Below are 26,433 nucleotides of genomic sequence, written 5' to 3'. Positions count from 1 at the left end.
CTCAGCATCCTCCTTGAACGCCATGCATGGCACTTTTGGCTGCTAAGTGTTCAGGCCAACCGCTTGATAACCAGCGCAGATAAAGGTTCAGCGCCTGCAAGCGAGGGCTAGAAGCGGGAAGGGGGGCCGTGTGAGTCATCCGCAGGCACTGATTAATTTGGGCATCCAACGTACGAATGTGTCCCGCTCTCACCAACGGAAACGAGGCTGCCGCGCCAAGCAGACTCGGGATCAAATGCCCTTGGCGGTAAGTCATAAGGGTCCCCCCGCCGGCATGGCAACTCACGCAAGAAACACCCTGCACCGGATCCATAAATGCTGTCTCCCCGTAGCGAATATCTTGTCCTAAAGGGCCGGTGGGAAGAGACAATTGGGGCGGGTCACGCAAGGCCTCAGCGGTCATACGACTCACCGGAAACGCCAGCATTAATCCGTTTTCATCGGGTTGATACAGGGTCTGCCCGACGATAATAGGATAGTCGGCGGCAAAAGCCCCTCCCATATACCGTGACGCCTGTTCCTGGCCCGTTTTAGCATTTAAGGCATAAAACATCCCCGCCCTATCGCCGACATATAACGTGTGGCGTAGCAACGCCGCGGAAGCAGAGACCGGGCCATACGCTTGAAACGCCCACAATTTTTGACCGGATTGGGCGTTTAGCGCATATTCACAGTGGGAAATCGGCGATCCGACAAAAACCCTGCCATGATACAATACCGGAGCTGAGACCTCAATATCTTTCGGCAATTTCCCCGTACCCAACGGCGTTTGCCATGCCAATGCCCCGGAATGTCGAAAGGCAAACATCGTAGAGACCGGATGTTGCCACGAACCAGTTGTTCCCTCGACATAAATCAACGAGGGCGACACGGCAATCGAGCTATCATCCGATCCCCCAAACACCTTTGGTACCGGCCGTTTCCAGATCACCTTGTGTGTTTGCACATTAATCGCATACAACGCATAAGGATGGGCCCCCGAGACATAAAGGGTATGCCCGAATACTGCAGGCGACGACATGCTGACATACGACCCCAAAGTCAAACGCCACCCAAGCGCCCCCGTTTTCGCATCAAGAGCCGATAACACCCCACTACCGCCCACCGTATAAATGACGCCATGGTCGTAGACGAAGCTAGGCATGTCCTCACCGCGTGTTGGGTCTTTCCACCTTACACGTCCCGTCCGAGCATCTAGGGCATATATGGCGTTAGGGCCCGTTCCACGGCGGATATTGCGGCTTTGCAGCCGATTCACTCGGCGTTGCTGCGACGCGCTAAATGCTTGATTGCCCGTGCCGACAAACACTAAACCGTCTGCGACCACTGGCGTCGTCATCGACATGTTGTCTAAGCGCCTGGCCCATAGCTTCTGTCCCGTTTGGGCGTTAAGGGCGTAGAGCGCATTTTGGCCCGGCATTCCGTCACCCGACACATAGATAACACCTTGAGAAAAAGAGGCCTGTTGTAAGGGGGTGCTGGCTGAGTATGTCCATGCGACGTTCCAATGTTTGAGCGCAGCCGTTTCAATCACCGCATTGTTCGACGCATTCATCGCATACTTGGTAAAGCGGCTAGGCCCTCCATCTAAAACGCTCTTCCCTCGCGCGACACGGGAGTGCTGTGCGAAAAGCAAGGCCGCACTAATCGTCAGGACTGGAATCCCCCAGAGAAGCCGCGCCCGTGATACCATATTCGTCTCGTTCCTCCCTCGTCAGACAGTGTGTGCAGGTGTAATATGCGCGCATAAGGCGCTCACCAACCGCCGACCCAGGGAACTGTCATCTAAACTTCTTTAGGTTTTCTTCCGGTTAGACGCGCGAACAAGGTCCGTTTGGCAGAGGTTTTCTTGGACTCTTGACGGGAGCGTCCTTGTGTTTCTCGCACTAATTCAGAAGCCATACTGTAAATGGCCCGCGATAGGGCCGAATCGGGAAACTGTAGTAGCAAGGGATGCCCTTCGTTCGCCGCCCGCACCGGGAAAGCTCCGTCACTGGGCAATTGATATGCGATGGGAGACTGCAGCACTTGCGCGATATCCGCCGTCTCCACCCCCGTCCGCGACCCGCTGCGGTTCAGAACAATCCGCACCTTGTCTTTGGGATAATGAAAGCCGTCATAAAAGACTTGTAGCGCCTGGCCCACTGTCCGCAAGGTCACAACATCGGGCGTACACGCCGTTAAAATCGTGTCCGCAAAGTCAAACGCCGCCACATTAACGTCCGTATAACCAGGCGCCGTGTCGACCACCACATAGGCATGGGTTTCTCTCAGGAGTTGCAAAATTTGTACGATATGCTCCGCGCGCACGTCGTCGGCTTCTTCTGGATTTTCAGGAGCCGCCAGCATGTAGACGTTGTTCGCCACGCGTTTCAAAGCGCGTTTGAGCATCTCCGCGTCAACGGGCGCCCCACTTTTCACCAAATCGTAAAGGGTAACAAGCGGCGCATCGCCCACCATCGGCGCCACGTCACCAAACTGAATATCCAAATCCATAATCGCCACGGGTTGATGACTGGCCTTCGCCAGTCCAATAGCCAAGTTCACCGCGATGGTCGTCTTCCCGACCCCGCCCTTTGAGGAAAACACCACCAAGACCCGTCCATCTTCTCGAGTTTCCCCTTGAATGGGAACAGCAACGCGAGATAGGATGGGTCCCAAATCCTCTGCCCACCGATCCAGACTGATGAAATCCTTGGCACGAATAGTCAGTGCGCGCCGTGCAGCCTGGGCATCAGCTGGAGCCGCTAACACCACAACCGGATAGGGGACCTCCGCGACCTTCTCAAATAACCCAATATTTTGGGCAAGAAGCGCGTCATCAATTAAAAGAACACCAGGCACTTCGGCTGCGCATTCTTCCAAGGCCTGCCGCAGGTCAGACGAACTGCCATTGAGAATAGCCTCCGGTATATTTTTCACGGCAACCGTCAATGCGTTGCGCAATTCGTCCCGACTCGCCACATAGACCGTGAACATCGACATCCCCCTGGCTCGACAATAATCTTAGACTTTCTCTTGGAACCTACACAAAACGCCTCGCTACGTTCTTTTCCAAGGAAATTATTTACAGTCTTGGCGTTTATCCGTACACTTGAAGATAATCATATTACATCGCGTGCCATTACAGTAGAGAAATTGCAGACAAGGAGTCTGAACATTTATGCGCATTGCGCCGTGGCTAGGATCACGCTGGCAGGACCGTCAAGGTCAGGCTCTCGTTGAGTTTGCACTCGTTATTCCCTTGCTTTTACTCTTTTTGCTCGCCATCATCCAAATGGGTTTGCTCTTTAATGGCTTTATTACCATTCAACAAGCTGCGCGCATTGGCGTTCGCGACGCGTCGCTCGGGGAAAGCACCCAAAGCGTTGGTTGTGCGATTCATAACCAAATCGCTACGGACGGCTTATTCCCCTCTTCCGCCGTCGTCTATTGGAGCATTTCATCGTCCCCAACGACCTCCACGCCAAGTGCAGCCCCCAGTGGCTCACCGCCTTCGTCTACTAGCGCGTCCGCCACATCGTCCTCCAGCTCGTCACCAAGCCCGTCAGCCACCTCGTCGCCAAGCCCGGCTCCTAGTGCATCCGGTTCACTAAGTACTGTAAGCGTGAAGGTGTCGACCGACTATCCCCTCATTGTCCCCATCCCCGGGTTTAGCAACAAAATTCCCATGGGCCAAAGCTACACGATGGTTCAGGAAGATCCGAGTCAAGGGGACCAATCTACGACTAGTCAATATACCTGTCCTTAAGAATTACTCAATCGCTAGCCTATCATTTTCTTGGATATCAAACTTCCCCACGGGCAACTCGAGAACAAAGTGGGCCCGCCATACAATGGGTCCAATCGTCCACGGCTTAAGCGTCACATGGCGCAAGACCGTCATGTTTTTGGACAAATAAAGAACGGTGAGCGGATAACGCATAAAAAACATATGCACGGAATTAGTTTGTGGAAACAGCATCCCGTCGCCACATTTTAGCAGTTGAGTGCCCATCAGTCCTTTAAACTTTTGCCAAAAGGACTGCGCGACCACAATATTGTCCCCTACGACTTCGCCACTGCGCAAATTGCGCACACATACCCGCTTCAATGTGTTACCCATGGAAGACACGAATGAGGGACAACATCGCGGGTCCTAAGATGACGAGGAAAATCGCGGGAAAAATAAAAAGCACCATCGGGAAAATGATTTTGACGGGAATTAACGCCGCTTTTTCCCGCGCTTGCGCCGCCCGCGCTTCTTTAATATCCCGAGCTTGTACTTTCAGTGCTCCAGAAATACCCGAACCCGTGCGGTCTGATTGCGCCACTAAGCCGGCAAACCGCTTTAATTCACGGGACTTGGTGCGTTCGGCTAAGGCCGTCAATGCCTCCGAACGCGTCATGCCCAGCTGCATATCCGACATCACGCGCGTAAATTCGTCCTTAGCCGGTCCTGGGTCTAAATTGGTCACTAGCTTCCTTAAAGCCCCATCGAAAGCTAGCCCTGCCTCCACACTCACGCTAAGCAGGTCAAACACTTCTGGCAAAGAGCGCTCTAACATTTTGAGACGATTTTGCGCCTGCGTATTCACGCGCACACCCATAAAAATATACCCGATAGCGCCCATGCCCAATGGAATCGCAACACGCTGCCACTCCGGTAAGCTTTTCTCCACCATTGCCAACATCACACCTAATGCCAACAAGAGCACGGAGATGGCTAAGCGGTATAACACAAAGGCTTCTGGCCCTAACTTGCTGCCCGCCTGTTTTAGACGGCGCGCTAATTCCGCTCGCACCTTCGTAGGTGTCAAGACATGTGACAAACGCACGACAACTTTTTGCACAAAGGGTGTGATTACGCGCTGCATAAAGGGCAGCTCCAATTCATCCGCCAGTTCATCCCGACGCAAGTGATACGGTGACAATCGCTCACCCAACGCCCGCTGGCGATTGTACACTTTTAAATCTTTCACCCATAAAGCCATGAAGATCACCGCCAACGCCAGTAGCGCAGCAATTGTCAGATCCATCCAGCGCAACATCACGACGCCTCCTACATTTCCGGCGAGCGCACCAACCGATTAATAAGAAATCCCCCGATGGTTACGGACACAGCAGCCATGCCCAACATCATCCATCCAATAGTGGAATGAAACAGCGGGTCAATGTAACCGGGATTGATAAACCAAATGGCAAATCCCAAAAAGAAGGGCAACGCGGTCAAAATCCAGCCACTAAAGCGCCCTTGGGCCGTTAACGCGCGCACTTCTTGAGCCAGTCGCTGACGCGCGACGATCGTTGCCACAATATTATCGAGTATATCTGCCAAAGATCCCCCGATTTCTCTTTGGATATTAATAACCATGACCGCCAACGCCAAATCTTTAGAGGGAATCCGGTTCGTTAACTCTTCCAAGGTCTGTTCCAAACTGAATCCAAACGATTCCCGGCGCAATACGCGCGTAATTTCGGCACCAAGGGGATCAGGAGTCTCTTTGGCCACCAATGCCATGGCCTGCAAGAGGGACGTCCCCGCACGCAATGCCCCGGCAATGCCGCGTAGAAAGTCAGGCAAGCTCAATTCCGCTAAACGTAGATACCGTGCCTTCATATAACGAAAATAGATGAGAACCCCGCCGCCCCCAACAATGCCTAAAACCAATCCGCCGACAATGCCGCGAATGACAAAGCCGATAAGCCCGGGAATGACAAAGCCCAAAGCAATGAACAAGATGTATTCGCTCATGCGGAGCTTGAGTGCAGCAGCGTTCTGTCCTTGACTCCATGTTTTGCGCAAAGTGTCTAGCACACCCATTGATACCCTAGGTGCCTTACGCCCTTTGGGAACCACTGCGCCCATTGCAACAAGACGCCTTTGTGTCAATTGATAGGTGCGAGTCGCCCGAATCCCCACCACCACTAATAACAGCGCTAACGCCCATGTCAGGGCTAAAACAATGCTTAAATCTCGCATCTTGTCCTCACAATCCCAAACCGAAAATGCTTGGAGACAACTCGACTCCTTGGGCTCGAATCCGATCGAAGTTTTTGGGACGTATTCCGTTGCCGTGAAACACGCCGATGACCTTCCCTTCCTCATCCACCCCGGATTGATCAAATTGAAAGAGGTCTTGCGTGGTAATAATGCCGCTCTCCATGCCCACCACTTCCGTAATGCGAATAATCCGGCGCGATCCATCTAACAAGCGCGCTTGCTGGACGATAATGTCAATAGCGGACGCTATCTGCGAGCGAATAGCTGGCAACGGCAAGTCCGCCCCCGCCATTAACACCATCGTTTCAATACGCGACAAACAGTCCCTAGGACTATTTGCGTGCACGGTCGTTAAACTGCCCTCGTGCCCGGTGTTCATGGCTTGGAGCATATCGAGCGCCTCCCCCCCTCGCACCTCTCCGACAATGATGCGGTCGGGGCGCATACGCAAAGCGTTGCGAACCAAATCGCGAATGGCCACCCCACCCTTGCCTTCAATGTTGGGAGGCCTAGCCTCTAAAGTGACTTTATGGTCTTGCTGCAACTGAAGTTCCGCTGCGTCTTCAATGGTGACAATGCGTTCAGTGCCCGGAATAAAAGCAGAAAATGCGTTGAGCGTCGTTGTTTTCCCAGACCCCGTACCCCCTGAGACCACAATGTTGAGCTTCCCGCGCACCGCTGCCTCAATAAAGGTGGCCATTTCAGCAGATAATGTGCCCATCTGCACCAACTGTGAGAGAATAAACGGATCTTTGGAGAATTTGCGAATGGTGATCGAATCGCCTGCCACGGCTAAGGGACGCAAAATCGCATTCAAACGTGAGCCGTCTGGCAGTCTGGCATCTACCATCGGACTCGACTCGTCGACCCGCCGGCCTGAAAACGATAGCATTTTTTCTAAGGTGGCACGCAGGTGCGCTTCATCGCGAAACACGATGTTGGTCTTGACCAAACTCCCCTGACGCTCAATATAGATATTGTTGGCCCCATTAATCATGATTTCGGAAATCTCCGGATCATCGAGCAACACTTGAATGGGACCATACCCTAAAATTTCATCCACCAAAATACGGACTAATGCATCTTTTTCTAACGGCGCAATTTCCTTATCAGCTTCAACGATATTCCAAATCAAATTCCTGAGTTCATCACGCGACAAATTTTCCGGCGATGTCACTTGCGTCAATAACGCGTCTTGAATACGGCTTTTCAGTGCCATGAAATTGGCGCCCAAGTAGTCAAAGTCATTGGACTTGGACGTCTGCGACGTCTTAATGGACTTAAAGGCCTGAGAAGCCCCAGGAGACATGCCGTTAATCCGCGTGCGTAAAGACATCCGAACCCCTCTCTTCTACACCTGTTCTTTGCGTGCCGTTTTGCGACTTTGTCCTTCAAACTCCTCAATTAAGGCCTTCGCCACATTTTCGATGGCTTGGGCTAACACATTGCCGGGATCTACCACGACCAAGGGTTTTCCGGAATTTGCAGAACGTACCGGGGTAACCCCGCCACTCGGCATCCAATATGTGACGGGTAGGCCCAGGAATTCTTGAATCTGCTCCTTCGAGACCCCGGAATCCGCCCGATTTAATGCCAGCCGAATCTTCCCGTCAGCAGGATAAAGAGTCCCCAAAACTTTAAGTGAGCGCTGTACTGTTCGTAGCGTAATCATTTCCGGCGTGGCTAGGAGCAAAATAACATCGGCCATATCCATCGCACTAAGATTTTGCTCTGTTAATCCCGAAGACAAGTCGCACACCGTGTAGACATGTGACGCTTTTAAGTGCGTCACGATATCTCTGACGTGGTGAGACTCCACGGCATCAGCGTACTGTGGATTAATAGGCGCCAACAGCAGGTCAAGCGGCAGCCGATCCACCCCAATCAGCGAACGCGCCAATTTATCAGGCTCAATCGTCTTCGGTGACCCTTCGACCAATTCTTGGATTGTCACATCCGGATGATCGTGAACCATCGGTCCCACATCACCAAACTGCAAATCCAAGTCCACCAATGCTGTTGATTTGCCCGAGAGTTTGGCAAGGTTCCACGCTAAATTTACCGCCAAAGTGGTTTTACCCACACCACCTTTGGCCGAATACACGCCAATAATCCGGTGCACGATTTCTTGATTGGTGTCTTGCGGATGCAGGCGTTGCAATAAAGCGGGTAGCAACGTCGGCAAAGCGTCTGTGGTCATAACGTCAGCCGCATGCATGGCCAATGCTCGACGGGCCGACTCTGCGCTCGCCTTCTCAATAACCAATATCACCGGACAATCCGCCCGGGACAGGCGGTCGGTCAGGCCCCAGCTGTCAATCAGCAGCGTCTCATCCACAATAATCGCATCAAGACGCTCCTGGGAACAATAATCAATCGCTTCCCGCACGCTATCCGTCGTCCCGACCACTTGGGCTTGGGATACCGTCGCAACGGTACGTTCGATGGCGTCCATAACCGGAGAAATGGCCGCAATAAGAACCTTTGTCATGACACCCGCCCCTCTGACTTAAGGAATTGCGCTTTCTAAATTGGTCATGCCATATGGGGCAGGAGCTTTAGCCTTAGTATGCGGCGATTCCAGAGCGGCCGTAAACCCTCCATCATATTGTTCAGCATACAACAAGGACTCAATTTTGGCCGGTGACATCGCTACAATAAGATTGGGGCTAGAACCTACCGTTGGAGCCGCTGGTGCAGCCATCGACCCATTGACGGCAAGAACCTTCACATCGTTCATAAAGTCTGCCAGGACCTTTTGGCCATTTTTAGTCACCGTAATAAATAGCGCCACATTGTCACCTGGTACAATCAATCCGTCAATGGCCGCAGTGGACGACAAGGGCACATCAACCGCCATATCCTGCGGACTAATCCGAGCCGCAATGACATTAGCCGTTTTTGGAAAGAATACCTCGCTGGAAACGATGGGCATGCCGACAGACACATTTTGCGTTGTCCAAGCCCCACTTAATCCGTTAAGCGATGAATAGGCGCCGACAGGGACAGAAGCCGCAGGAAACGTCTTCACCGTGACCAAAGCCGGCGCAACAGGCGTATACGCCGAAATCGGCTGAGCGGCGACTAAGACCTGCACCGTGGGACTTTTCACTTTCGCATTCGCCTGCTGAATGGCAAGCTGCACGTACCTGGCTGACACATACGCTGCCACGCCTATGACCACCACGCCAGCCAATAGCCACCGGTTGACCCGGAAAAACGTGCCCATGCGTTTGGCAATGGCCATGTGCTACAACCCCTTCTAGTCGAGTAAGAAAGACAGCAGCAGGCACAGCTAAAGCTATGCCTGCAATTTGACTCCACGTCTAGCCTGCTGTGTTGTTCACTGCATTTGCAACATTATTCAACGTGTTGTGTACTGCTCCGCCTAAGAACGTCAAGGCCACGATCACGACAATGGCAATCAACGCTAAAATTAAGGCATACTCCACTAATGCTTGGCCCTCTTTGTCTTTTAAACGGGCCATAAACGCCACGAGAAATTGCTGAATGGTCGCCAAAGTAATCCTCCTACTTTCCGAAGTAGATGCCGAACCCAGTAGCAAGATACATTATTTTCCTGCTCACATGGTTATTCGACACAAGAAATCCTATTCCTTCTTTTTTTTCATCAACTCTCCGGTATATTTTTACTTTTTCTGAAGGAGATGGAACAAAACATCACGAATAGGAATTAAGATTGGAGGAACACATGAAACGCGACAGGTACAATTTCAGATTTTCCTCGTATTTCGATCAAACTCCCGCGTGGGCAAGACTTTTTCTGTTGCACGAAGCAGGGATATTTCTAAGCGTCTTTCTTCCCTATCCCCATCTGAATCCTCTCCTCCTAAAAATCACCGAGGCCTATTCAGATCACGCTGCCTTGTGGTTTCAGTACGATTCCCTATTCTATTTGCACATTGCCCACTATGGCTATGGATCACATCCCTCAGCTTTCTACCCGTTGTTACCCATCCTCATTTGGCTAGCGCATAGTCGATGGATCGCATTACTCATCATGCAAGGCGTTTTTGCCGCTGATTTATACTATCTCAACCGATTTTTAAACACTTTCAACTTGTCTTCTAGCCAAATCACTTTAGCCTTGGCACTGTTTGCATTTAATCCAGCGGCAGTTTTTTACAGTACCCTATACACTGAGCCTTTGATGCTCCTGCTGAGTCTATTGAGTACCCTCCAAGCACAAGAACATAAATACATCACAGCCGCGGTGACGGCAGGTCTTGCTGCCTTAAGCCACCCTACGGGCGCTTTATTAGGCATCATGCCACTCGTGTTATTAATACAAAGCTTCAAGTATCACAACCGGCAACAACTATGGGGAGCGGTCATATGGGGCAGTGGAATTGTCATAGCCCTTGCGTTATTTGTTGGATACTCACTCATCTTTTGGCATACGCCCTTTGGCCCGTGGCTAGGAGAAAGCGGTTGGCACTCGCGCTGGGTCTGGCCTTGGGTGCAATATCAGCAAGCCATCGTTATCCATTCGGCAGATCATGTCTACGAAATTATCTTGAGCGCCCTAAGCCTCCCATACCTATTGGGAGCTATACTCTTAGCATCAAAATGGTCCAAGAGTTCCCTGCCGGCACTCATTTATGCGTGGGCGGGAACTCTTGTCTCTCTAAGTTTCTATGCATTAAATACACCATTTCACAGCACGCTGCGTTTACTAAGCTCATATTTTCCCCTCTACGCGGGAATATCGTTGGCAAATAACAAAGTTCTTACCCGCATCGTTATAATTTTATGGGGCGCGGCCAGTTTGTATGGGGCGATACGGTTTACCCATCAGTGGTGGTGGCAGTGAATGCAGAATGCGCTCTACATCCCCCATACATGTATCTTTCCCTACGGTACGTTGTTATTTGATACTAACTGCGCTACGTAATTGGCGTCTAAATATGAAGATCCTATGCTAAAATTACTCGTGTCATTTAAGGCTAATTGGCTTATGACCTTAAATTCAAACCCCGCATTAGTACCCTGCGTGTTCGGTACATTGAGAATTTTAGCCGTAATAAAACCCACAATAGGAATAACAGCATTCTCTCCCTTATTGCTAGTGGGCGTTGGATTTGCCACAGGGAAATACACCGTGGCTCCATCAACAATTCCGTACTTAGAGAGGTCATTCCAATAAGAAGAACCCGTCGAACCAGCGACAATATAATTTTGAAACGCTAATTGTTGATATGAATTAAACATCTCAATCCATCCCATTCCTCCTGCCCCATAGATCTGATGAAAATTAATGGGAGTTCCGGTCGTAACCCACGAAGGAACTCCCCCATTGGCTGAACCCCGAAATGCATCATAAATTTTGCTTACCATTAAATATGAATCCCATCCGTCACTTCCATAGGGATTAGCAAGCGGTAAATTGGCACTCGCAGGCATTGCTAAAGGTACCATGCCTGCCGTATTGGCTTCGGCTTGGGGATCCACCACTGCTGTTGCCAAAGGCTTAACGTTAGCCATTGAGATTCCCAGTGCTGAAGCAAAATTTAACACTGTTGAGCCGCTAGCCTGGACCGTCACATAAATAGGTAGTTGTGACGCCGTAATGGTCGATGGCAATACGGTTATTGGGGTTTTACTAGTACCCAAGTAATAGTGGACCACCGGATTACTATCCAATCCATTGTTTGGTATAGCCGTCTTAATATTGGATTGATAAATCATGTCTGCTACCGCTGTGGGATTTGACGGATACTGGATACTATCTGAGTTGGCCGATGCGTTATATCCGCTTTGCAACTCACGGGCCAAAGTTTGCGCCGCCGCTAGAGCCGCCGCGCTCGTAGCTGTTTGGGCTTGATTACGCAAAGCCGAGACCTTGGCAACATCGATGGAGATGGCGGCCGCGCCAATGATTAGTCCCATAAAGAGGACGGTTATCGGTAGCACTTGTCCAGATTCATTGCGCCATCCCTGTCTCATCAAGCCCATGACCATTTCTCACTCCTTTGTCCAATTACTTCCACTATACGCATATCACCATACTCCTGTAAATATTTTCAAATCCCTTCTCGGCCGATCTGCCAAAAAAGTTTTCTTTGTCGTCATAGGTCGGGCGTTGTAGAATAACCGATAAGAGCACTTCTCAGAAAGGATAACGCCCGTGCGCATAATCCGAACCTTGTTTCTCGCTTTAGCCTCTGTATTAATTGTGTCTTCTTTCGCATGGGCTTCCTCTCGAACCGAATTGGTCGTCACCCCGACACCGGTGCAAGCACCCTCAGAAACAACATTTATTGTCGTCTCGCACTCGCTCGTCCCCACTGTCATCGACCTCAAAATTACGGGACAAAAAACCGTGCACGTCGCTTTAAAGAAGGCGGCTGCACACGAATACGCCGGCTCGTACCTACTACGAACAACCGGTGAGATGACCGCGACGGCCCTGACCCGTTCTGGGCAAGTACTCATTACTCGCCAATAATTGAAACACTCGATGGGGTCAAAGAAGCCCGTGTCAACATTGTCTGGAGTCCCCCGTGGACCCCTGATATGCTGACAGATGAAGGCCGCCGTTTGCTTGGCTTCTAATTTGTCTGCGAGGTGGATATATGCTGGATCAAGCTCGTGTTTTAGAAGCTCTGGAAGAGGTCCAAGATCCAGAGTTGCGCCAGAGCATTGTCACGTTGAATATGGTCCGCACCATTGATATTAAGCCGAACGGTGTCGTGTCTTTAGACATTGCACTGACCGTCGACGGGTGCCCGCTGCATGAAAAAATTACTGCAGATGTCAAGCATTCTCTAGGACGTCTGCCGGAGGTGAAAGATATCTCTGTGACCCTATCCGTGATGAACGAACAAGAACGCCGCGTGGCCTTTCAAAAAGCATTTGAAGCCGCTCAACAAGCGCGTCAAGGAGAACCGGCACGTTCGGAAGGGGGGACGCGTATCAACGTCACCCCGCCCCCACCCAAATCTTCGGGCAAAGCTCCTCTCATTGGACCGTTGCCCGGCCAAGGTGCGGCATCGGGCATGATGTCCGATGCGGATAGCACCATCATTATTGGCGTGGCAAGTGGCAAAGGCGGCGTCGGAAAATCGACCGTGACCGCCAACTTGGCCGTGGCCCTGGCCCGCATGGGATCGCGGGTTGGCGTGATTGACATGGACATTTATGGCTTTAGCCAAGGCCGCATGTTTGGAGCAAAAGAAAAAGCCAAGGTGAACGAACAAGAAAAAATCATTCCGTGGTCCATGCACGGCGTGCATGTTGTTTCGATGGGAATGTTTGTGGAAGAGGGACAGGCCATCGTATGGCGTGGACCCATGTTAGGTAAAATGATGCAACAATTTTTCTCGGACGTCGCATGGCCTACTTTGGACTACTTGCTCATTGATCTTCCTCCAGGCACGGGGGATGTCGCGTTAGATATGGCGCAAAAAGTGCGCAAGGCCAAGCTTGTACTCGTTACAACGCCTCAACAAGTCGCAACCCAGGTTGCCCACCGGGCCGGCGACGTCGCACAAAAGGCGCATCAAGAAATTATCGGTGTGATTGAAAATATGTCATATGTTGTCTGCCCCCACGGAGAGCGCATGAATGTCTTTGGCGAAGGCGGCGGTCAGTCGCTAGCTGACCTGTTTCATGTCCCATTGCTGGGACAAATTCCCTTAGAGTCGACGGTGCGTGAGGGTGGAGACAAAGGGCGTCCCTTAGCGGCTAGTGAACCCACTTCGCCTGCAGGCGCGGTCTTTTTAAGCATCGCTGAACGGATTAAGCAAACGCTAAGTAATGAAGCCGCAGGTTAACCCTGCGGCTTCTTTTTTCACTTGACAACGGCGCCTTTTAAGGTGTGGACGTGCCCTCACGCCCATAGTTATCCTCCAAACGCACCACGTCATCAAGTTCTGGGGTGGACACTTCCATCACGTCCACATCTGTTACGGCTGTCAAGCGGTGTTTGGTCAACGGCACAATTTCTACGGCGTCGCCTGGATAAAGACGGCGCACTTCTTCGCCAATCAAAACATCGGCTTCTCCGGCGACCACGTACATACTCTCATGCTTCACCCGGTGATATTGTAAGCTTAAAGACTGGCCTTGATTGACATGAATAAGTTTGCCCACGTAGCGGTCCGTCACCGCCCACCATAACTCAAAACCCCAGGGTTTTTCAACGCGTTTCATCGATTTCCACCTTCCACGGTCCGGATACAGACCGTGTTAATAAGTCAGGGTTCAAGGGCCCGAACTGGTTTAGCGGATACACTATACAACATGGGTTTCTCAAACACATCCACCACGGAAAAGCCTGCTTGGCGCAAATGCCGCACCATTTTGGCTAGTGGTATATAATGAGGATCCGGCCAAAACTCCGTGATGACCAATAGTCCATCAGGCGTGAGAACCCGGCGTGCTTCTTCTAATGCTGTGACGCGCTGACTGGGTGCAACTTCCCCTAACATGGCGACCATGATAACTCGGTCCATGCTCTGGTCCGCCCATGGCATTTCAGTAGCACTCGCCGTCGCAAGACCCGTTCGTGATAAGACGCCTTCTGTGCTTAGACGATGCTCGGTGCGGCGCACGGCTTCACTTTGAATGTCGACCCCGTAAGCCTGCCCACCTTCTCCTACGCGGTGCGCAATTTCTGAGAGCACAACGCCTACGCCAATGCCCACTTCTAGAACCCGCAAACCACTCAAATCCCCCGCCAAGCGCAACGCATCACGAGGTCCAAAATAGGCAACCCGGACAGGATTGGTGAGGAAAAACTGTTCGAGTTTCATCGTCATGGGCCCCGGTCGCAATTTGCCATTAATGCGCACGGCAGCAAATCCAAGACCTAATGCCCCTAATATGCCTAGTCCCCACTTTCGCTTCACACGCATGCCTCCCCTGGCCAGTCCGCCATCGCTTCTCCCCACCGCTATTGTACAATTTTCCGCCAAAGGATGGGGATATTTCCCGCAGTGAATTGGTCTTTGTGTCCCTATTATACCCGCTGAATGCAAGGCCAGGAGTACGTTTCGCAGCCAGGAGAGAGCGCATTGAGGACATAAAACAACCGCTCTTACCCTAAAAAAGAGCAAAAGCGGTTGTACAAGACTTATTTTTCGTTGCTGTATAAGGGATTACGAGTCCGGCGCCAATTGACAGAAGTCCGGATCACATCCCAGTTAACACGCGACTGATATTTTTCGATGACGCCAAACATGGACTCGATCAAGGTGTCCGAAAGCAAATGCGGCACAAGACCCAGGTCCAACAAGTTGGTGTTGATGGCACGGTAATAATGGGTCAATTCCTCCGTACGGGGATCTTCAGACAACTCGACATGCGCTTCACCCGGATACGTCTTGGCTACGAGTTCGGCCAATTCCTTAATGGAAAACTCCTCGGTAAATTGGTTGAACACGCGGAACTCACCGGCTTGAGCAGGGTTCTCCGATGCAATTTCAATACACCGCACGGTATCGCGAATGTCCAAAATCCCTCGGCGCTGTTCTCCTAGACCATAGACCGTCAAGGGATGGCCTAGAACTGCTTCGATACAAAACCGGTTCAAGACGGTGCCAAAAATTCCGTCATAGTCAAACCGGGTTGCCAAGTCGGGGTGTAACACGGTTTCATCGGTTTGGACCCCGTACACAATGCCCTGGTTTAAGTCGGTAGCGCGAAGGCCAAAATTCTTGCACGCAAACAAAATGTTGTGGCTGTCATGCACCTTGGACAAATGATAGAACGATCCGGGTTGCTTAGGATAAGGCAGAATATCCTTACGCCCATTGTGTTCTATTTCCAAATATCCTTCTTCAATATCAATATTGGGTGTGCCATACTCCCCCATACTTCCCAATTTCACTAAGTGAATATTCGGGTTGAGTTCCGCAATGGCGTAAATCACATTAAGGGTCCCGACCACGTTATTGGTCTGGGTATAGACGGCATGCTCTTGGTCGATCATGGAATAAGGGGCCGAGCGCTGCTCTGCATAATGCACAATCGTGTCAGGCTTAAATTCCCCAACCATGCGGTGCACGAACCGGGCATCCGTCAAATCCCCAACATACAAATCCATGTGGAGGCCTGTGACATCTTTCCATGTTTTAATGCGCTGTTGTAATGAGGCAATCGGTACTAAACTCTCTGCGCCCAATTCGAAATCATATTGACGCCTGACAAAATTATCGGCCACTGCGACATCGTGGCCTTTTTTCGACAGATACATGGCGGTTGGCCAACCAAGATATCCATCTCCACCTAATACAAGTATTCTCACGAAGCAACCTCCCACATCGATGTACAAAACACACGAATTTCTGCCGTGAACATTATAATATGACAAGCTCTATTAGCCAAATGAAGATTTCCTGAATTTTATCCTTTTCCTCTAGACAAATCATACAATCGGTCTTTTTCCGGGAGCCACCGGACAGTTCCCGAAGGGGGGAGCATGCGATCGGGGTCTTTTGAGTGTAGAGGAAAAAGAATATCGGGTTGAATAACATCGAGGAGCGCCCGTATATCGTCTGGACTGGCATGTCCCCCCGTCCCAATCGCCCAAAAACTGGTGTGAACGGCCGCTAGCCAATCTTGTAGCAGAGTCCAATGCGGGTCAAACGTTCCTAAAGGTTCTCCATTGGCATGAATAAACGTGGCCGACGGTCCCATAGGTAAATCAAGCATCATAGGCCAATCTTGAGCCGTCAATTGGATTATGTAGCGTTCAGGATGTTTTTGTATGGGGTCCAAGTGGTCCGCGTCCCATGATTGGGCCGCCAGCCCCATGGCTTGAAAAAACTGGGTCATGCGTTCAGGCCATAAAAAAGTCCGCCCCATCTCCCGTGCCACTTGGATAAAAGCCGCCACCCGCTCAATATTGCGCGGGTAAACCGTCGCCAACACAAGTCCTGGCGTCTGGGCCAAAATTTTAGCAAAGGCCTGATCCACGTCTTCTTCGGTACGGGTCGCGTCCTGAAATCCAAAAGACAGTGTCGTGCCCTCCATAATGAGGGCACGAGCCCCGCGCACTTTATGCGCAAATTTCCACGTCTGTTCCGGATGGCGTCCATGAAGACGCAGGTCTCCACTAAAGGCTACCACGCCGTCCTCGGTCTCTACCGCATACCCCGATGCGCCGATGATATCGTGATCGACGGCATACCGGGTAACTTGAAAAGGTCCAAATGCTATGGGCTGTTCGGCTGCCATAGGCCGCAAAACGGGCCACTCCCCACCAGAATCTTCCCCGCTAATTTCTAGGGCGTGCATCAATTGCACGGTTTCCGGCGACGCCCAGATCGGAATAGCTGGGTCAATCGCCCCTGCTAGTCCAATGTGATCCAGATGCGCATGCGTAATAAATACCGCGGTATGGCCATCAGAGCCCCCTGGTAAGTTGTTGATGCTCCTTAATAACTCGGGTCGATAGAGATGAGGAATGTGCGGGGCCATCTGCGTTTTCAGGCGATCCGACAATTCATGCCCAGGCCTGGGCCTCACTGCTCCTCGAAATAGCCCCAAGCCCGGGCTGAAATCCAATCCAAAGTCTAAGAGAATCCGCCAGCCTTCTTGTTCGATAAGAATTTTACTCGAACCGATCACGCCGACGCCTCCATAAAACCGAATGGTTGCCACCGCTTCAATCCCCCTCGTAGTACTGACTTAGCCATTGCCTGGCTTTTGGTAAAATTTCTTCTAGGGTCGCTGCTTGAAACGTCGCAGGGCCAGGAAAAATGCGCCGCGGACTAATGTGTCCGGTCGTCCATCCCTCTTGAACGCCCGGAGCAATGTCATTGATATAATGATCGCCAATACTCAAAACCCGGGAAGGATCATACCTAGGTCCCATCACCTCGCGGACCGTTGCAACCAGCCCCGCAGGTTTGTTAGCTTCAGACCTTATCACGTCAAATGCGTGATCCAAATGCATCTGCTCCAATAGAGGCACCGCCGCTTCATAAGGGCTGTTGCTCGCCATAACTAAAGTTGCCCGGCCCCGCGCGTCTTGTAAAAATTCCGCCAGACCTTGCGGCACTTCTAGGGGGCATTCGCCACTTAACATATAACGCCGCGTGTCCATGAAAGCCTGTTGCCACTGTTCAGGCGTCAGGCGTTGCCCAAATGGTTCCATCAAACGCACCACCGCTTCCCAATTATCGGCGGCGGGTACCATATCGCTACCCGCTATGTGCGCTTGCACCCGGCGCAGGTAGTCGTTCGCCGTCTTGGGATCCAACCAGTCGGCCACCCGACGGGCATAATACAAATAGGGCTCGTCCCCTCGGTATAATGTACCGTCGAAATCAAAAATCATTAAAGGCTTGGCCACCATCATTCACTCCTTTGTTGAACGCGCGTCCGTGTCACACGAGCCATGAGACGCAGTATAATAGTATATCAATGGGAGACGAGGACGAACTAGTGCACCAACATTCATCACATCACGCCACGCACGCTGTCCGGCAATTAACATGGGCGCTCATTCTGACTCTAATCATCTTTATTGTTGAGTTTATTGGAGGACTCGAAAGCCATAGTGTTTCGGTGTTGTCCAATGCACTTCACTTACTAAGTGATAGCGGGGCAATGGCTCTCGCCTATTATGCCGCGAAGGTCCAGGCCCATCCACCTACCGCTCGGCTCAGCTATGGTTATCGCCGCAGTGGCATTTTGGCTGCACTCATTAACGGGCTAGCACTGGTCATCTTATCCACTCTCCTTATCGCCGCCGGCATTTACCGCCTCATTCGCCCCCAGACTGTACAGGCTCCGGTGATGGTCTGGCTGGGGCTTTTGGCATTGGTGTTCAATGCCGCCATCACTCTTTTGCTCATACGCCATGAGGAACACGACCTCAATGTGCGGTCAATGTTTTGGCATGCCGTAAGTGACGCTGCCGGGTCCTTCAGCGTTATGGTGTCCGGTCTGTTGATCCTGTGGACCCATTGGTCGGGTTTTGATCCCCTCTCCGGCATTATCATCGGGCTCGTTCTCTTTCGCGCCAGCGTCGCCATTACCCGTAAAAGCATTGCCATTCTCATGGAAGCCACCCCCCTTGGCATTGATCCGGCTGCGATTGAAGCCTCTTTGCGATTAATTCCCGGGGTCGATGATGTGCACCATATCCATGTCTGGGCATTGGAGTCGGGATATAATGTGCTTTCCGCCCACGTCCTCACAGGCAATATGTCTCTGCGCGAAGGGCAGCAATTACTCGCCACCCTCAAAACACGACTCACGACAGACTTTGCCATTCACCACGTCACCATCCAATTGGAAACCGACCATCATCCCCATCCGGATGACGACTGCATTCACCCTTCGTCCTAACTCAAAGAGCGTGCACGTTTTGCGCCATTCTCGCATACCATACACGAAAAGGGAAAAGAGGGTGAGGAACCGTGTCCACACCCAACCAAGAGGACTATTTGGAGGCGATATGGCGCCTGACACAAGAAAAGGGCTATGCCCGAGTGTCAGATATTGCAGAGCGCTTGCATATCTCCCAAGCCTCTGTGAGCAAAATGATTCGGAAGCTCAAAGAGGATGGGTGGCTTGACGTCGAACGCTACCGAGGTCTTGCCTTGACCGAGAAGGGGATGGCAGAGGGACGCCAATTGCTCGCCCGCCACCAAATCCTGGAACGATTTCTCCTCCATCTTGATATCCGAGAAAACGATGTAGTGGAACACGATGTGGAAGGGATCGAACATTATTTCAGCACCGAAACGCTCGAGCGCCTCACGGCACTTGTCGCGTTTATCGACAACAACCCCGAATGGTGGAACAAATTTCTCCAAAAAACCCCTCCTGCCCCCAAAGCCTGAGACTTTTGCTAATATAATACGCAACGACCCTTGCAGGAGGCAGACTGAATGATTTCCCAACCCCGCCGGAGAAAACCGGCTCCCGCTCCTTGGGCGGCCCTGGCGATTGTTTTTGCCCTGGTTGCGTCCGCCTGGCTCAACCGTGCGCTATCCTCACCCCACGCCCAGGTGGCCGTAGCTCGCCAACAGCGTTCTCATCGCAACATCCCTATTGTCTACAGTGTCGAACCGGTCAACACCCCGACCCCAACCTTGCCCTTCGCCATTGGCGAAACCTCAGGTGTGCTTTGGGACCTCAATACCCATCAATTGTTGTGGCAGCTCAATGCCCATACACCCGGGCCCATGGCTTCCACCACAAAACTCATGACGATTTACCTGGCATTAAAGGAATTGCCGCTCAATAAGACGCTAACAGTCACCCCCAATGCTGCCGCCACAAGCGGGTCTGATATTTATATGGCACCGGGCGAACATTACCGCGTCAAGCAACTCTTATATGGTCTCATGCTAGCGTCAGCCAATGACGCCGCGGTGGAGCTAGCGGAAGCGATGGGTGGAAGCACCGCGCATTTTGTGAAAGAAATGAATCAAGAAGCGGTAAAGCTCGGCATGCACGGCACGCATTATGCCGACCCCGACGGCCTTTCCCCCCAATCGGTAGGGACCGCTTGGGACCTCTCCATCATCGCTGAACAGGACTTGCGCAATCCTTTGTTCCGAAAAATCGTGGATACTAAAGAAGTCTCGCTCCCCCACAATCCCATTGTGCGCAATCTCAATGGTCTTCTTTTTATGGATCCAGAAGTGACCGGGGTGAAAACAGGCTGGACAACCGCCGCAGGCTTTAACCTCATTTTTACTGCCACCAAGATGATCGACGGCCACCGCGTGACCTTACTAGGGGTCATCTTGCACGCACAAGATGGATTCCCGCCCGAGGACGCCGATGCGATGAAAATTATTCAGTGGGGATTTCACCAAGTGCAGCTACAAATGACTCCACCACGGCATCCGGTATGATTGATCGGCCTGAATCGGCACCCACGCTGAGGGAGCCCACCCTTGCGCCACCACCCGGCCATATCCCACCGTTTGTCCTTTCGACCAATGGTCGCCCAGGTTCTTCCACCGAAATTGAAGATGCGCTTGTTCTCCCGTATCATAAGCCCCTAACGCCTGGGTCAGTGAAAAACTCTCGATCCTCTTCCCAAAGCTCGTAGTTACCAGCGCGGTTGCCACTGGGACCTTAGCAGGAAAAAGCGGAGTCCACGGCACATGAAATGCTGTATTCATCAACTGAGCCGTGTCCGCAAACATCGGATTGAACGAGGGTTCCCCTAACACAACGCCATAGATCGTCAACGGTTGGCCATGCAGCCGTTTAGTTGCTGCAAACACTAAACAGCTACCCGCCCAAGGTGTCCAGCCCGTTTTCACCCCAATAGTTCCCGGATACTGCCAGAGCATTTGATTTAAATTAGTCAGCTCACCAAACGGTGTACGCTGGGTCTTTGTTTTGACCAACTGCCGAAACGTTGCGTTTTTCATCGCCACCGTGGTGAGCTTGATTAAATCACGCGCCGTGGAATACCCCTCATGGCTCACCCCATCTGGATCCGTATAATGCGTCCGGTTCATCTGTAACAGCTTAGCTTCGCGGTTCATGGCCGCGACAAACTGCGTAGGATGGTTGTCCGTTTGTGCGCGTGCTAATGTCCATGCCGCGTCATCTGCCGATGGTAACATCAACGCCCACAGCAAATCATGCACCGTGACGACCATGCCCGTACGCAAGGGCACCTCGCTATCGTCTTTCAATAATCCCAAACGGTCATTAACCGTTTCCTGACGGTTAATGGTCACTCGCTTGTTGAGCGGCATGGCCGGATTCGTTAACGTAAGATATGCCGTCATAATCTTGGTCGTCGACGCAATGGGACGCTCAATGTTTTGCCCCTTAGCAAACAGCACAGGACCTTGCGCGGCCTTCATCTCACAACTTCCTGCTTGCGTCGACCATTTCTCGGGGTCTTTAGGAAGCCTGACATCCTCCCGAGCCCGTGGCGCGATGGATATCGGATGGACCTTCACCAGTTGGGGCAGCGTAAAGGCAAGAGCACCAACACCTAGAATCCCTGCGCTCCATGCCCAAAATCGAAAACGCGGCCGATACCTGCGCGGCCGCTGTTTGAGCCGAACCCTTGGCATTAGCCCCTTGCCCCTCCAGACAACGACTCAAGCCAGGCGCTTAAGTCCGCCATTTCCTCCGCACTGACTTCATGCGCCATCGGATACGCATGAAATTGCACGTGCGCCTTCGCTGCTTCTAATCGCTTATGTCCCACTTCACCCAGCGCATAGGGTAAGACGCCGTCATGCTCTCCATGTCCCCAAAAGACCTGCGCGGGGCCTTCGTGCAAGATCAAATGGTCGGGGACATAACCGCTCAAAACCACTACCCCTGCCAACAGCCCTTTTAACCGGCCAGAAAATCCCGCGGCCATGGCCATCACAGAGCCTTGCGAAAATCCTCCCAGCACAATGCGCGACCGGTCAACCCCAGGAAAACGCTCAGGAACCTGGCGCACCCATTGCTCGACAGCCTCCAAACTGGCAGCAAAATCTGCGGGTTCCGGCTCGCGCACGTTGGCCAAAGAATACCACTGATACCCAGGACCATAGGCATAAGGCGCTCTTAAACTGGCGAGTCCCCAAGATTTGGGCAATAAGGGCGCTAAGCCCATTAAGTCTTCTTCATCTGATCCCATTCCATGCAATAACACGAGAAGAGGATACGGTTCCTCATGGGGTACAACGTATTTGGCAATTAAGTCCTGCACAGATGAGACACGTCCTTTCTTTCAACCGCCATTTAGTGGCCAATAATAATCTGAATCAAGCTCTTTGTCGTCGGCCCGGGTGGAAAAATCACGAACAACAATAAGAACACCGCCAACCCGGTAATTGCAGCGATAAACCAGAACGTTGCTGTCCATGGCGCAATTTTACGATGTTTATTAAACCGCTCGCTTAACGCATACCGCAAAGTGATAACGCCCATTACGGCAGCAGCGGTGGCTAGGAGTATATGAATCAGAAGGAAAATCTGGTAGCTAGCGTTATACTTGGCAGGCCCGCCATAAAAGGTATCGCCGACTAAAAACGTACTCAATAGATAGCTGACAAAAAAAACGGCCCCTAATGTCGCGCCCGAAAGCATAAACTTGCGGTGCACTTCCACCTGCTTATGACGAATAAAATACCAGCCAATGGCCACTAACGTGGCACTCGCAATCATGACAATTTCGTTGAATAATCCCCACAGGCCTGATAGTCCCATCCGACGGCCTCCTCACCTATTCGAGCGACTTTGCCCGCCCTTTGCTGTCCTCTATTATGACACGGTATCCGTTCTCTGCGAAAGGCTTGTCCTGCAAACTCCCAAGTCCCCAATATTCCCTAATGGAACGGTATCAAGGATAGGAGGACTTGATACCGTCAGGTCCACGAACCCCTTTGTGACAATGTTCGGCCCTTGGGTCGGCGCGGCTGCACCGACAGGCTATACCTCGGCTAACGTCTCTTGCGTCATGCGTGCATGGCTATATGGGGTCCGTTCGGTATGGCGAACTCACCTCACGCTCTCCCCTCATCCCCGGTTCAGCTTAAAGCACACGCCCATACCAAGCGCACACTGAGCAAACCGCATGGCCAAGGCATGCGGCTTGCTCGGACTTTCTGGTATTCAATTAGTGGCAAACAAGAGCGCCCCTGGTCGCGCACGGTAGTATATTCGACTTCTTACATAGATTTTTGGAATAACGAAGGCGACACCGCTTGCAGTCCCATATCCCGGGCTTCCAATAACATTTCGGCGGCCCCGATAAAGAGGTATCCACCCGGCTTCAACGAATCCACTAACGTGGATAAAACCTGTTGCTTCGCCTCTTGGGAAAAATAAATTAACACGTGCCGACACAACACCAAATCAAATTGCTGAGGATAGGCATGGGCCTCTAGGAGGTCTTGCACGGCAAAATGAATGTCTTGCCGCGCACTTTCCTCTAGCGTCCACCGCCCGTTAGGATAAATTTTCACAAATGGTCGATACGGCTCTAATTGAGCGGTCCACGTTTCTTTGGGAAATGTTAGCGTCTGAGCCTCCTCGAGCACCGGACGGTCGGTATCGGTGGCCCAGATCTCACAACGGCGACCAGCCTTGCGTTGCATCAACCAGACAGTTGCGGGTTCTGCTCCCCAAGAACAGCCTGCAGACCATACGCGCGCTTGATGGCCCCACGCGGCTTGAGCCACGACTGCATCCAAACGGTCCCAGTACGACCTATCGCGAAAAAACTCACTGACATGCACCGTCACAAAATTCTTCATTCTCCGAGCCAAATCGGGTTGTGAGGCTAATGCAGCGGCTAATTGCGGCAACGAACTATATCCCTCACGCAGTAAAAAGCCTTGCAGGCGGCGTTCCACTTGTGGACGCTTGTAACTGTGCAAGTCCCATACTAAATCGGGGTGAGTCGCCACGGTCTTGAGAAATTCATGCCATTCCTGATCTAAAAATGCCGTGGTCATTATGCATCACCTCATTTATCCACCGTCCGATGTCATCTAGCGTCCCCATCATAGTGGCTGCGCCTCGGTTCAACACCGCTTGCGGCATTCCCCAAACCACCGCGGTTTGTGGATCTTGTACCAAAACTGTTCCGCCCACTTGGCGACACGAGACGGCTGATTGCGCCCCGTCTTCTCCCATACCGGTCAAAATGGCCATACATAATCCCGCCCCAAAGGTATGAACCCCATCAGCCCCACTGTCATCTCCGGCATCGTGATATCCATCAATACGCAGTCCGGCTTCAGCGCTTGGTACTGCGCCACAGCCTCTTTGCCGTCACTGGCCTCCTCAACCGCAAACCCCTGTTCGGCTAATAGCTTTTTGAGACGCATCCGCATAAACGCGGCGTCATCAACTACCAATATCGTCATCTTATTCGTCTCCCTTCTTGACCGGGGCGATGAGGATTTCGCCAGTCAGCGTCTCACCCGTCACACGAAAGAGCGCTTCCGTCACTAAAACCTTTTGATGCACAGCGAACATCGGAAAGACACTGCTCCCTTGGCCTTGACTCACTTCGGGCACTGTCGGTTCAAACACTTGACCAAATACATTAGCAAACACATTGAGAAAAGCTGTTCCCACGACATTACCGATTTCGGCTAACGCTGACAATGAGACCTCGTCTAAAGGCAGACCAACCTCTTCCCCCATCATCGTTGAAACCAAGCGACGGCTGTTCTCGGGGGTAAACAACAAAATGATGCGAGCAGAAATTAATCCCGTCGCCTTCAAATTGACAGCATAGAGTTCTGAGGCAGGACGCGCGTCATATTTGTCGAGCAACTCTTTCCATTCAACCTCGTTCACCGCCTTGTCTTCCATCGTAAACGATAATCCCGTCATCCGACTGAGCGCGCGACTTGCTTCTTCCAGACCCGGTCCGCAAATTTTACCCCAAATGCTCATGACTTGTTCGACATTGGCTTCCATAGTGATTGTCCGTCCCCCTTCTCTGTTAAGACCAGAGCCTTTTCTGATAGACACCGGAGATCACACGTGTCTGCTGATCAGGTTGGCGCAGATCAATTTTCTGTCCCTGTTGATCGCCATTGAGCATCAAAATCAATGGGCGATTGGGCCACTCCGCCGGGACGTGATACACCACTGCCACTTCCCGTCCTAACGAGACGACCTGACCCGTCGCATAGGGTGCGACAACGCGGCCGAGTTTGCGTACAGCCTCTAGAGAAAAATCCGTGCCACCGCCGCCCATGACCCACTCCAGGGCCTCGTGCGCGGGCAACGCCTGCCCATCCGTCTGAAACACCAGCATCAGAAATGCGGAAGCCAATCCCAATAACGCTCCGCCGCGGTAAATTTCTTCCCCTTTTAATGGCGGTGTGCCGGAGCCGTCATAGCGGCACTGGTAGTGAAGAAGCGTTGTAACAACGGGTGCCGGCACCCGTAGCTGCCGTAGCGTCTGAACCAAGTCCGCCAGTTCTGCAGGCGCAAGATCCCGGACCTGCCCATTGTCTAAGCCCGGATGATGATACCCATACAAGAGTGCAGCCAGTCCATAAGCTTCCGACCACTCCGGCGCCAGTTGATCGGCTAAGCGCATGACCAGCCCAACTAAATTGGCGTAAAAGCTTAAGTACACACTACCGGCTTGATACACCGATAACATTTCAAAAGCGCGAGCATGCGCAAGAAGTTGTTCATCGCGCATCGTGCGGACCAACGCTTGTCCCTCATGCAGCCGTGCACTATCCAAGCCTCCTGGCTTCTTAGCCCATGCGGCCATCTTGTCAATCAATGCGGACGACACAATCGGTGTGGTATCAATCTCCTCAAATCCCGGCCACTCAATGGGCAACGCGGGAATTCCCCAGCGCTCCACGGCCTTAATCATATCGGCATTGAGCGCTACCCCTTGTCGCAATAGCACGCGACCGTCGGCATTGCGCAACGTATCCGCGATCACATCCCCAGGCTCTAACTGATTAATGGGCAATAAGCGCATATCCGTATCTCCTTTACTGAGTCACATT

The 26,433-nt window shown here is 52.0% G+C and carries 29 protein-coding genes and 1 pseudogene; 7 read left to right on the top strand and 23 right to left on the bottom strand.

The window, feature by feature from the left end; all coding sequences use genetic code 11:
• Position 1: 1 nt before the first annotated feature.
• Together ORD20_RS03075 and ORD20_RS03070 are read right to left on the bottom strand one after the other, a co-directional pair.
• Complete coding sequence (locus ORD20_RS03075) at positions 2 to 1,693, bottom strand: PQQ-binding-like beta-propeller repeat protein (RefSeq protein ID WP_103376220.1); 1,692 nt, start codon at positions 1,691 to 1,693, stop codon at positions 2 to 4.
• Positions 1,694 to 1,785: 92 nt separating this feature from the next.
• Positions 1,786 to 2,979, bottom strand: coding sequence for an AAA family ATPase (locus tag ORD20_RS03070; protein ID WP_103376221.1), 1,194 nt, complete (start codon positions 2,977 to 2,979; stop codon positions 1,786 to 1,788).
• Positions 2,980 to 3,163: 184 nt separating this feature from the next.
• Between ORD20_RS03070 and ORD20_RS03065 the strand changes: the two genes are divergently transcribed.
• A complete protein-coding gene (locus ORD20_RS03065) occupies positions 3,164 to 3,751 on the top strand; it encodes a TadE/TadG family type IV pilus assembly protein (protein WP_103376222.1) in 588 nt (195 codons plus the stop codon).
• Positions 3,752 to 3,754: 3 nt separating this feature from the next.
• Here the strand turns inward: ORD20_RS03065 and ORD20_RS03060 are convergent, their stop codons facing one another.
• From ORD20_RS03060 to ORD20_RS03030, 7 genes are all read right to left on the bottom strand, one after another.
• Entirely contained in the window at positions 3,755 to 4,078 is a 324-nt protein-coding gene (locus ORD20_RS03060) for a DUF192 domain-containing protein (protein ID WP_158246343.1), read from the bottom strand.
• 19 nt (positions 4,079 to 4,097) lie between these two features.
• Positions 4,098 to 5,030 carry a type II secretion system F family protein gene (locus ORD20_RS03055; RefSeq protein ID WP_103376224.1) on the bottom strand — a complete coding sequence of 311 codons (933 nt, stop codon included), beginning with the start codon at positions 5,028 to 5,030 and terminating at the stop codon, positions 4,098 to 4,100.
• Positions 5,031 to 5,041: 11 nt separating this feature from the next.
• On the bottom strand, positions 5,042 to 5,962 hold the full coding sequence (locus tag ORD20_RS03050) for a type II secretion system F family protein (protein WP_103376225.1): 921 nt from the start codon (positions 5,960 to 5,962) through the stop codon (positions 5,042 to 5,044).
• Between the two features lie 7 nt (positions 5,963 to 5,969).
• Positions 5,970 to 7,319, bottom strand: a complete 1,350-nt coding sequence (locus ORD20_RS03045) for a CpaF family protein (RefSeq protein ID WP_103376226.1) — start codon at positions 7,317 to 7,319, stop codon at positions 5,970 to 5,972.
• Between the two features lie 15 nt (positions 7,320 to 7,334).
• Positions 7,335 to 8,474 (bottom strand): AAA family ATPase, encoded by a 1,140-nt coding sequence (locus ORD20_RS03040; RefSeq protein WP_103376227.1) that lies wholly within the window; start codon positions 8,472 to 8,474, stop codon positions 7,335 to 7,337.
• A gap of 18 nt (positions 8,475 to 8,492) precedes the next feature.
• Entirely contained in the window at positions 8,493 to 9,230 is a 738-nt protein-coding gene (gene cpaB, locus ORD20_RS03035) for a Flp pilus assembly protein CpaB (RefSeq protein ID WP_103376228.1), read from the bottom strand.
• 79 nt (positions 9,231 to 9,309) lie between these two features.
• Positions 9,310 to 9,504: a Flp family type IVb pilin gene (locus ORD20_RS03030; protein WP_242968597.1), complete on the bottom strand. Its 195-nt coding sequence runs from the start codon at positions 9,502 to 9,504 to the stop codon at positions 9,310 to 9,312.
• A gap of 191 nt (positions 9,505 to 9,695) precedes the next feature.
• Here ORD20_RS03030 and ORD20_RS03025 point away from each other — a divergent pair, with 191 nt between their 5' ends.
• Entirely contained in the window at positions 9,696 to 10,817 is a 1,122-nt protein-coding gene (locus ORD20_RS03025) for a hypothetical protein (RefSeq protein ID WP_103376229.1), read from the top strand.
• A gap of 41 nt (positions 10,818 to 10,858) precedes the next feature.
• On the opposite strand, the gene ORD20_RS03020 is transcribed toward ORD20_RS03025, so the two are convergent.
• On the bottom strand, positions 10,859 to 11,959 hold the full coding sequence (locus ORD20_RS03020; RefSeq protein ID WP_158246344.1) for a pilus assembly protein TadG-related protein: 1,101 nt from the start codon (positions 11,957 to 11,959) through the stop codon (positions 10,859 to 10,861).
• 172 nt (positions 11,960 to 12,131) lie between these two features.
• Here ORD20_RS03020 and ORD20_RS03015 point away from each other — a divergent pair, with 172 nt between their 5' ends.
• Complete coding sequence (locus ORD20_RS03015; protein WP_430626505.1) at positions 12,132 to 12,452, top strand: hypothetical protein; 321 nt, start codon at positions 12,132 to 12,134, stop codon at positions 12,450 to 12,452.
• Positions 12,453 to 12,579: 127 nt separating this feature from the next.
• Positions 12,580 to 13,779 carry an Mrp/NBP35 family ATP-binding protein gene (locus ORD20_RS03010; RefSeq protein WP_103376234.1) on the top strand — a complete coding sequence of 400 codons (1,200 nt, stop codon included), beginning with the start codon at positions 12,580 to 12,582 and terminating at the stop codon, positions 13,777 to 13,779.
• Positions 13,780 to 13,816: 37 nt separating this feature from the next.
• Here the strand turns inward: ORD20_RS03010 and ORD20_RS03005 are convergent, their stop codons facing one another.
• The 5 genes from ORD20_RS03005 to ORD20_RS02985 form a co-directional block, all read right to left on the bottom strand.
• The gene (locus tag ORD20_RS03005) at positions 13,817 to 14,158 is read right to left on the bottom strand and encodes a cupin domain-containing protein (protein ID WP_103376235.1); all 342 of its coding nucleotides are present in this window, start codon (positions 14,156 to 14,158) and stop codon (positions 13,817 to 13,819) included.
• 44 nt (positions 14,159 to 14,202) lie between these two features.
• Entirely contained in the window at positions 14,203 to 14,856 is a 654-nt protein-coding gene (locus ORD20_RS03000; RefSeq protein ID WP_158246345.1) for a class I SAM-dependent methyltransferase, read from the bottom strand.
• Between the two features lie 224 nt (positions 14,857 to 15,080).
• Complete coding sequence (locus ORD20_RS02995) at positions 15,081 to 16,253, bottom strand: NAD-dependent epimerase/dehydratase family protein (RefSeq protein ID WP_103376237.1); 1,173 nt, start codon at positions 16,251 to 16,253, stop codon at positions 15,081 to 15,083.
• A gap of 98 nt (positions 16,254 to 16,351) precedes the next feature.
• Entirely contained in the window at positions 16,352 to 17,611 is a 1,260-nt protein-coding gene (locus tag ORD20_RS02990; RefSeq protein WP_103376238.1) for an MBL fold metallo-hydrolase, read from the bottom strand.
• A gap of 4 nt (positions 17,612 to 17,615) precedes the next feature.
• Positions 17,616 to 18,311: an HAD family hydrolase gene (locus ORD20_RS02985; RefSeq protein WP_103376344.1), complete on the bottom strand. Its 696-nt coding sequence runs from the start codon at positions 18,309 to 18,311 to the stop codon at positions 17,616 to 17,618.
• Positions 18,312 to 18,397: 86 nt separating this feature from the next.
• On the opposite strand from ORD20_RS02985, the gene ORD20_RS02980 reads away from it, so the two are divergent.
• From ORD20_RS02980 to ORD20_RS02970, 3 genes are all read left to right on the top strand, one after another.
• Complete coding sequence (locus ORD20_RS02980; RefSeq protein WP_158246346.1) at positions 18,398 to 19,306, top strand: cation diffusion facilitator family transporter; 909 nt, start codon at positions 18,398 to 18,400, stop codon at positions 19,304 to 19,306.
• A gap of 71 nt (positions 19,307 to 19,377) precedes the next feature.
• Complete coding sequence (mntR, locus tag ORD20_RS02975) at positions 19,378 to 19,803, top strand: transcriptional regulator MntR (RefSeq protein ID WP_103376240.1); 426 nt, start codon at positions 19,378 to 19,380, stop codon at positions 19,801 to 19,803.
• 48 nt (positions 19,804 to 19,851) lie between these two features.
• Positions 19,852 to 20,826: a D-alanyl-D-alanine carboxypeptidase family protein gene (locus ORD20_RS02970; protein ID WP_103376241.1), complete on the top strand. Its 975-nt coding sequence runs from the start codon at positions 19,852 to 19,854 to the stop codon at positions 20,824 to 20,826.
• Here the strand turns inward: ORD20_RS02970 and ORD20_RS02965 are convergent.
• The 8 genes and pseudogenes from ORD20_RS02965 to ORD20_RS02930 form a co-directional block, all read right to left on the bottom strand.
• On the bottom strand, positions 20,794 to 22,014 hold the full coding sequence (locus ORD20_RS02965) for a D-alanyl-D-alanine carboxypeptidase family protein (protein ID WP_103376242.1): 1,221 nt from the start codon (positions 22,012 to 22,014) through the stop codon (positions 20,794 to 20,796). The genes ORD20_RS02970 and ORD20_RS02965 overlap by 33 nt on opposite strands.
• On the bottom strand, positions 22,014 to 22,646 hold the full coding sequence (locus ORD20_RS02960; protein ID WP_103376243.1) for an alpha/beta hydrolase: 633 nt from the start codon (positions 22,644 to 22,646) through the stop codon (positions 22,014 to 22,016). Before ORD20_RS02960 ends, ORD20_RS02965 begins: the two co-directional genes overlap by 1 nt.
• Before the next feature lie 32 nt (positions 22,647 to 22,678).
• Entirely contained in the window at positions 22,679 to 23,146 is a 468-nt protein-coding gene (locus ORD20_RS02955; protein WP_103376244.1) for a DUF420 domain-containing protein, read from the bottom strand.
• A gap of 461 nt (positions 23,147 to 23,607) precedes the next feature.
• On the bottom strand, positions 23,608 to 24,396 hold the full coding sequence (locus ORD20_RS02950) for a CheR family methyltransferase (RefSeq protein ID WP_103376245.1): 789 nt from the start codon (positions 24,394 to 24,396) through the stop codon (positions 23,608 to 23,610).
• Positions 24,362 to 24,595, bottom strand: a complete 234-nt coding sequence (locus tag ORD20_RS02945; RefSeq protein WP_430626504.1) for a chemotaxis protein CheB — start codon at positions 24,593 to 24,595, stop codon at positions 24,362 to 24,364. Before ORD20_RS02945 ends, ORD20_RS02950 begins: the two co-directional genes overlap by 35 nt.
• A 44-nt stretch (positions 24,596 to 24,639) precedes the next feature.
• Positions 24,640 to 24,810 (bottom strand): annotated as a pseudogene (locus ORD20_RS02940) (response regulator); the annotation flags it as partial.
• A 1-nt stretch (position 24,811) separates the two neighbouring features.
• Entirely contained in the window at positions 24,812 to 25,372 is a 561-nt protein-coding gene (locus tag ORD20_RS02935) for a chemotaxis protein CheC (protein WP_103376248.1), read from the bottom strand.
• A 25-nt stretch (positions 25,373 to 25,397) separates the two neighbouring features.
• On the bottom strand, positions 25,398 to 26,405 hold the full coding sequence (locus ORD20_RS02930; protein ID WP_103376249.1) for a phosphohydrolase: 1,008 nt from the start codon (positions 26,403 to 26,405) through the stop codon (positions 25,398 to 25,400).
• Positions 26,406 to 26,433: the final 28 nt, after the last annotated feature.

The sequence above is a fragment of the Sulfobacillus thermotolerans genome (assembly GCF_039623705.1).
In the GTDB taxonomy this organism is placed as follows: domain Bacteria; phylum Bacillota; class Sulfobacillia; order Sulfobacillales; family Sulfobacillaceae; genus Sulfobacillus; species Sulfobacillus thermotolerans.
The sequence above is the reverse complement of the archived record's forward strand: the minus strand, read 5'-3'. Positions and strand labels throughout refer to the sequence as shown.

Bases quoted from the DNA above. Each gene is read 5' to 3' on its own strand.
- ORD20_RS03075 (WP_103376220.1), bottom strand. From the start codon at position 1,693: ATGGTATCACGGGCGCGGCTTCTCTGGGGGATTCCAGTCCTGACGATT.
- ORD20_RS03070 (WP_103376221.1), bottom strand. From the start codon at position 2,979: ATGTTCACGGTCTATGTGGCGAGTCGGGACGAATTGCGCAACGCATTG.
- ORD20_RS03065 (WP_103376222.1), top strand. From the start codon at position 3,164: ATGCGCATTGCGCCGTGGCTAGGATCACGCTGGCAGGACCGTCAAGGT.
- ORD20_RS03055 (WP_103376224.1), bottom strand. From the start codon at position 5,030: ATGTTGCGCTGGATGGATCTGACAATTGCTGCGCTACTGGCGTTGGCG.
- ORD20_RS03050 (WP_103376225.1), bottom strand. From the start codon at position 5,962: ATGCGAGATTTAAGCATTGTTTTAGCCCTGACATGGGCGTTAGCGCTG.
- ORD20_RS03045 (WP_103376226.1), bottom strand. From the start codon at position 7,319: ATGTCTTTACGCACGCGGATTAACGGCATGTCTCCTGGGGCTTCTCAG.
- ORD20_RS03040 (WP_103376227.1), bottom strand. From the start codon at position 8,474: ATGACAAAGGTTCTTATTGCGGCCATTTCTCCGGTTATGGACGCCATC.
- cpaB (WP_103376228.1), bottom strand. From the start codon at position 9,230: ATGGCCATTGCCAAACGCATGGGCACGTTTTTCCGGGTCAACCGGTGG.
- ORD20_RS03025 (WP_103376229.1), top strand. From the start codon at position 9,696: ATGAAACGCGACAGGTACAATTTCAGATTTTCCTCGTATTTCGATCAA.
- ORD20_RS03020 (WP_158246344.1), bottom strand. From the start codon at position 11,959: ATGGGCTTGATGAGACAGGGATGGCGCAATGAATCTGGACAAGTGCTA.
- ORD20_RS03010 (WP_103376234.1), top strand. From the start codon at position 12,580: ATGCTGGATCAAGCTCGTGTTTTAGAAGCTCTGGAAGAGGTCCAAGAT.
- ORD20_RS03005 (WP_103376235.1), bottom strand. From the start codon at position 14,158: ATGAAACGCGTTGAAAAACCCTGGGGTTTTGAGTTATGGTGGGCGGTG.
- ORD20_RS02985 (WP_103376344.1), bottom strand. From the start codon at position 18,311: ATGATGGTGGCCAAGCCTTTAATGATTTTTGATTTCGACGGTACATTA.
- ORD20_RS02970 (WP_103376241.1), top strand. From the start codon at position 19,852: ATGATTTCCCAACCCCGCCGGAGAAAACCGGCTCCCGCTCCTTGGGCG.
- ORD20_RS02965 (WP_103376242.1), bottom strand. From the start codon at position 22,014: ATGCCAAGGGTTCGGCTCAAACAGCGGCCGCGCAGGTATCGGCCGCGT.
- ORD20_RS02955 (WP_103376244.1), bottom strand. From the start codon at position 23,146: ATGGGACTATCAGGCCTGTGGGGATTATTCAACGAAATTGTCATGATT.
- ORD20_RS02950 (WP_103376245.1), bottom strand. From the start codon at position 24,396: ATGACCACGGCATTTTTAGATCAGGAATGGCATGAATTTCTCAAGACC.
- ORD20_RS02945 (WP_430626504.1), bottom strand. From the start codon at position 24,595: ATGGCCATTTTGACCGGTATGGGAGAAGACGGGGCGCAATCAGCCGTC.
- ORD20_RS02935 (WP_103376248.1), bottom strand. From the start codon at position 25,372: ATGGAAGCCAATGTCGAACAAGTCATGAGCATTTGGGGTAAAATTTGC.
- ORD20_RS02930 (WP_103376249.1), bottom strand. From the start codon at position 26,405: ATGCGCTTATTGCCCATTAATCAGTTAGAGCCTGGGGATGTGATCGCG.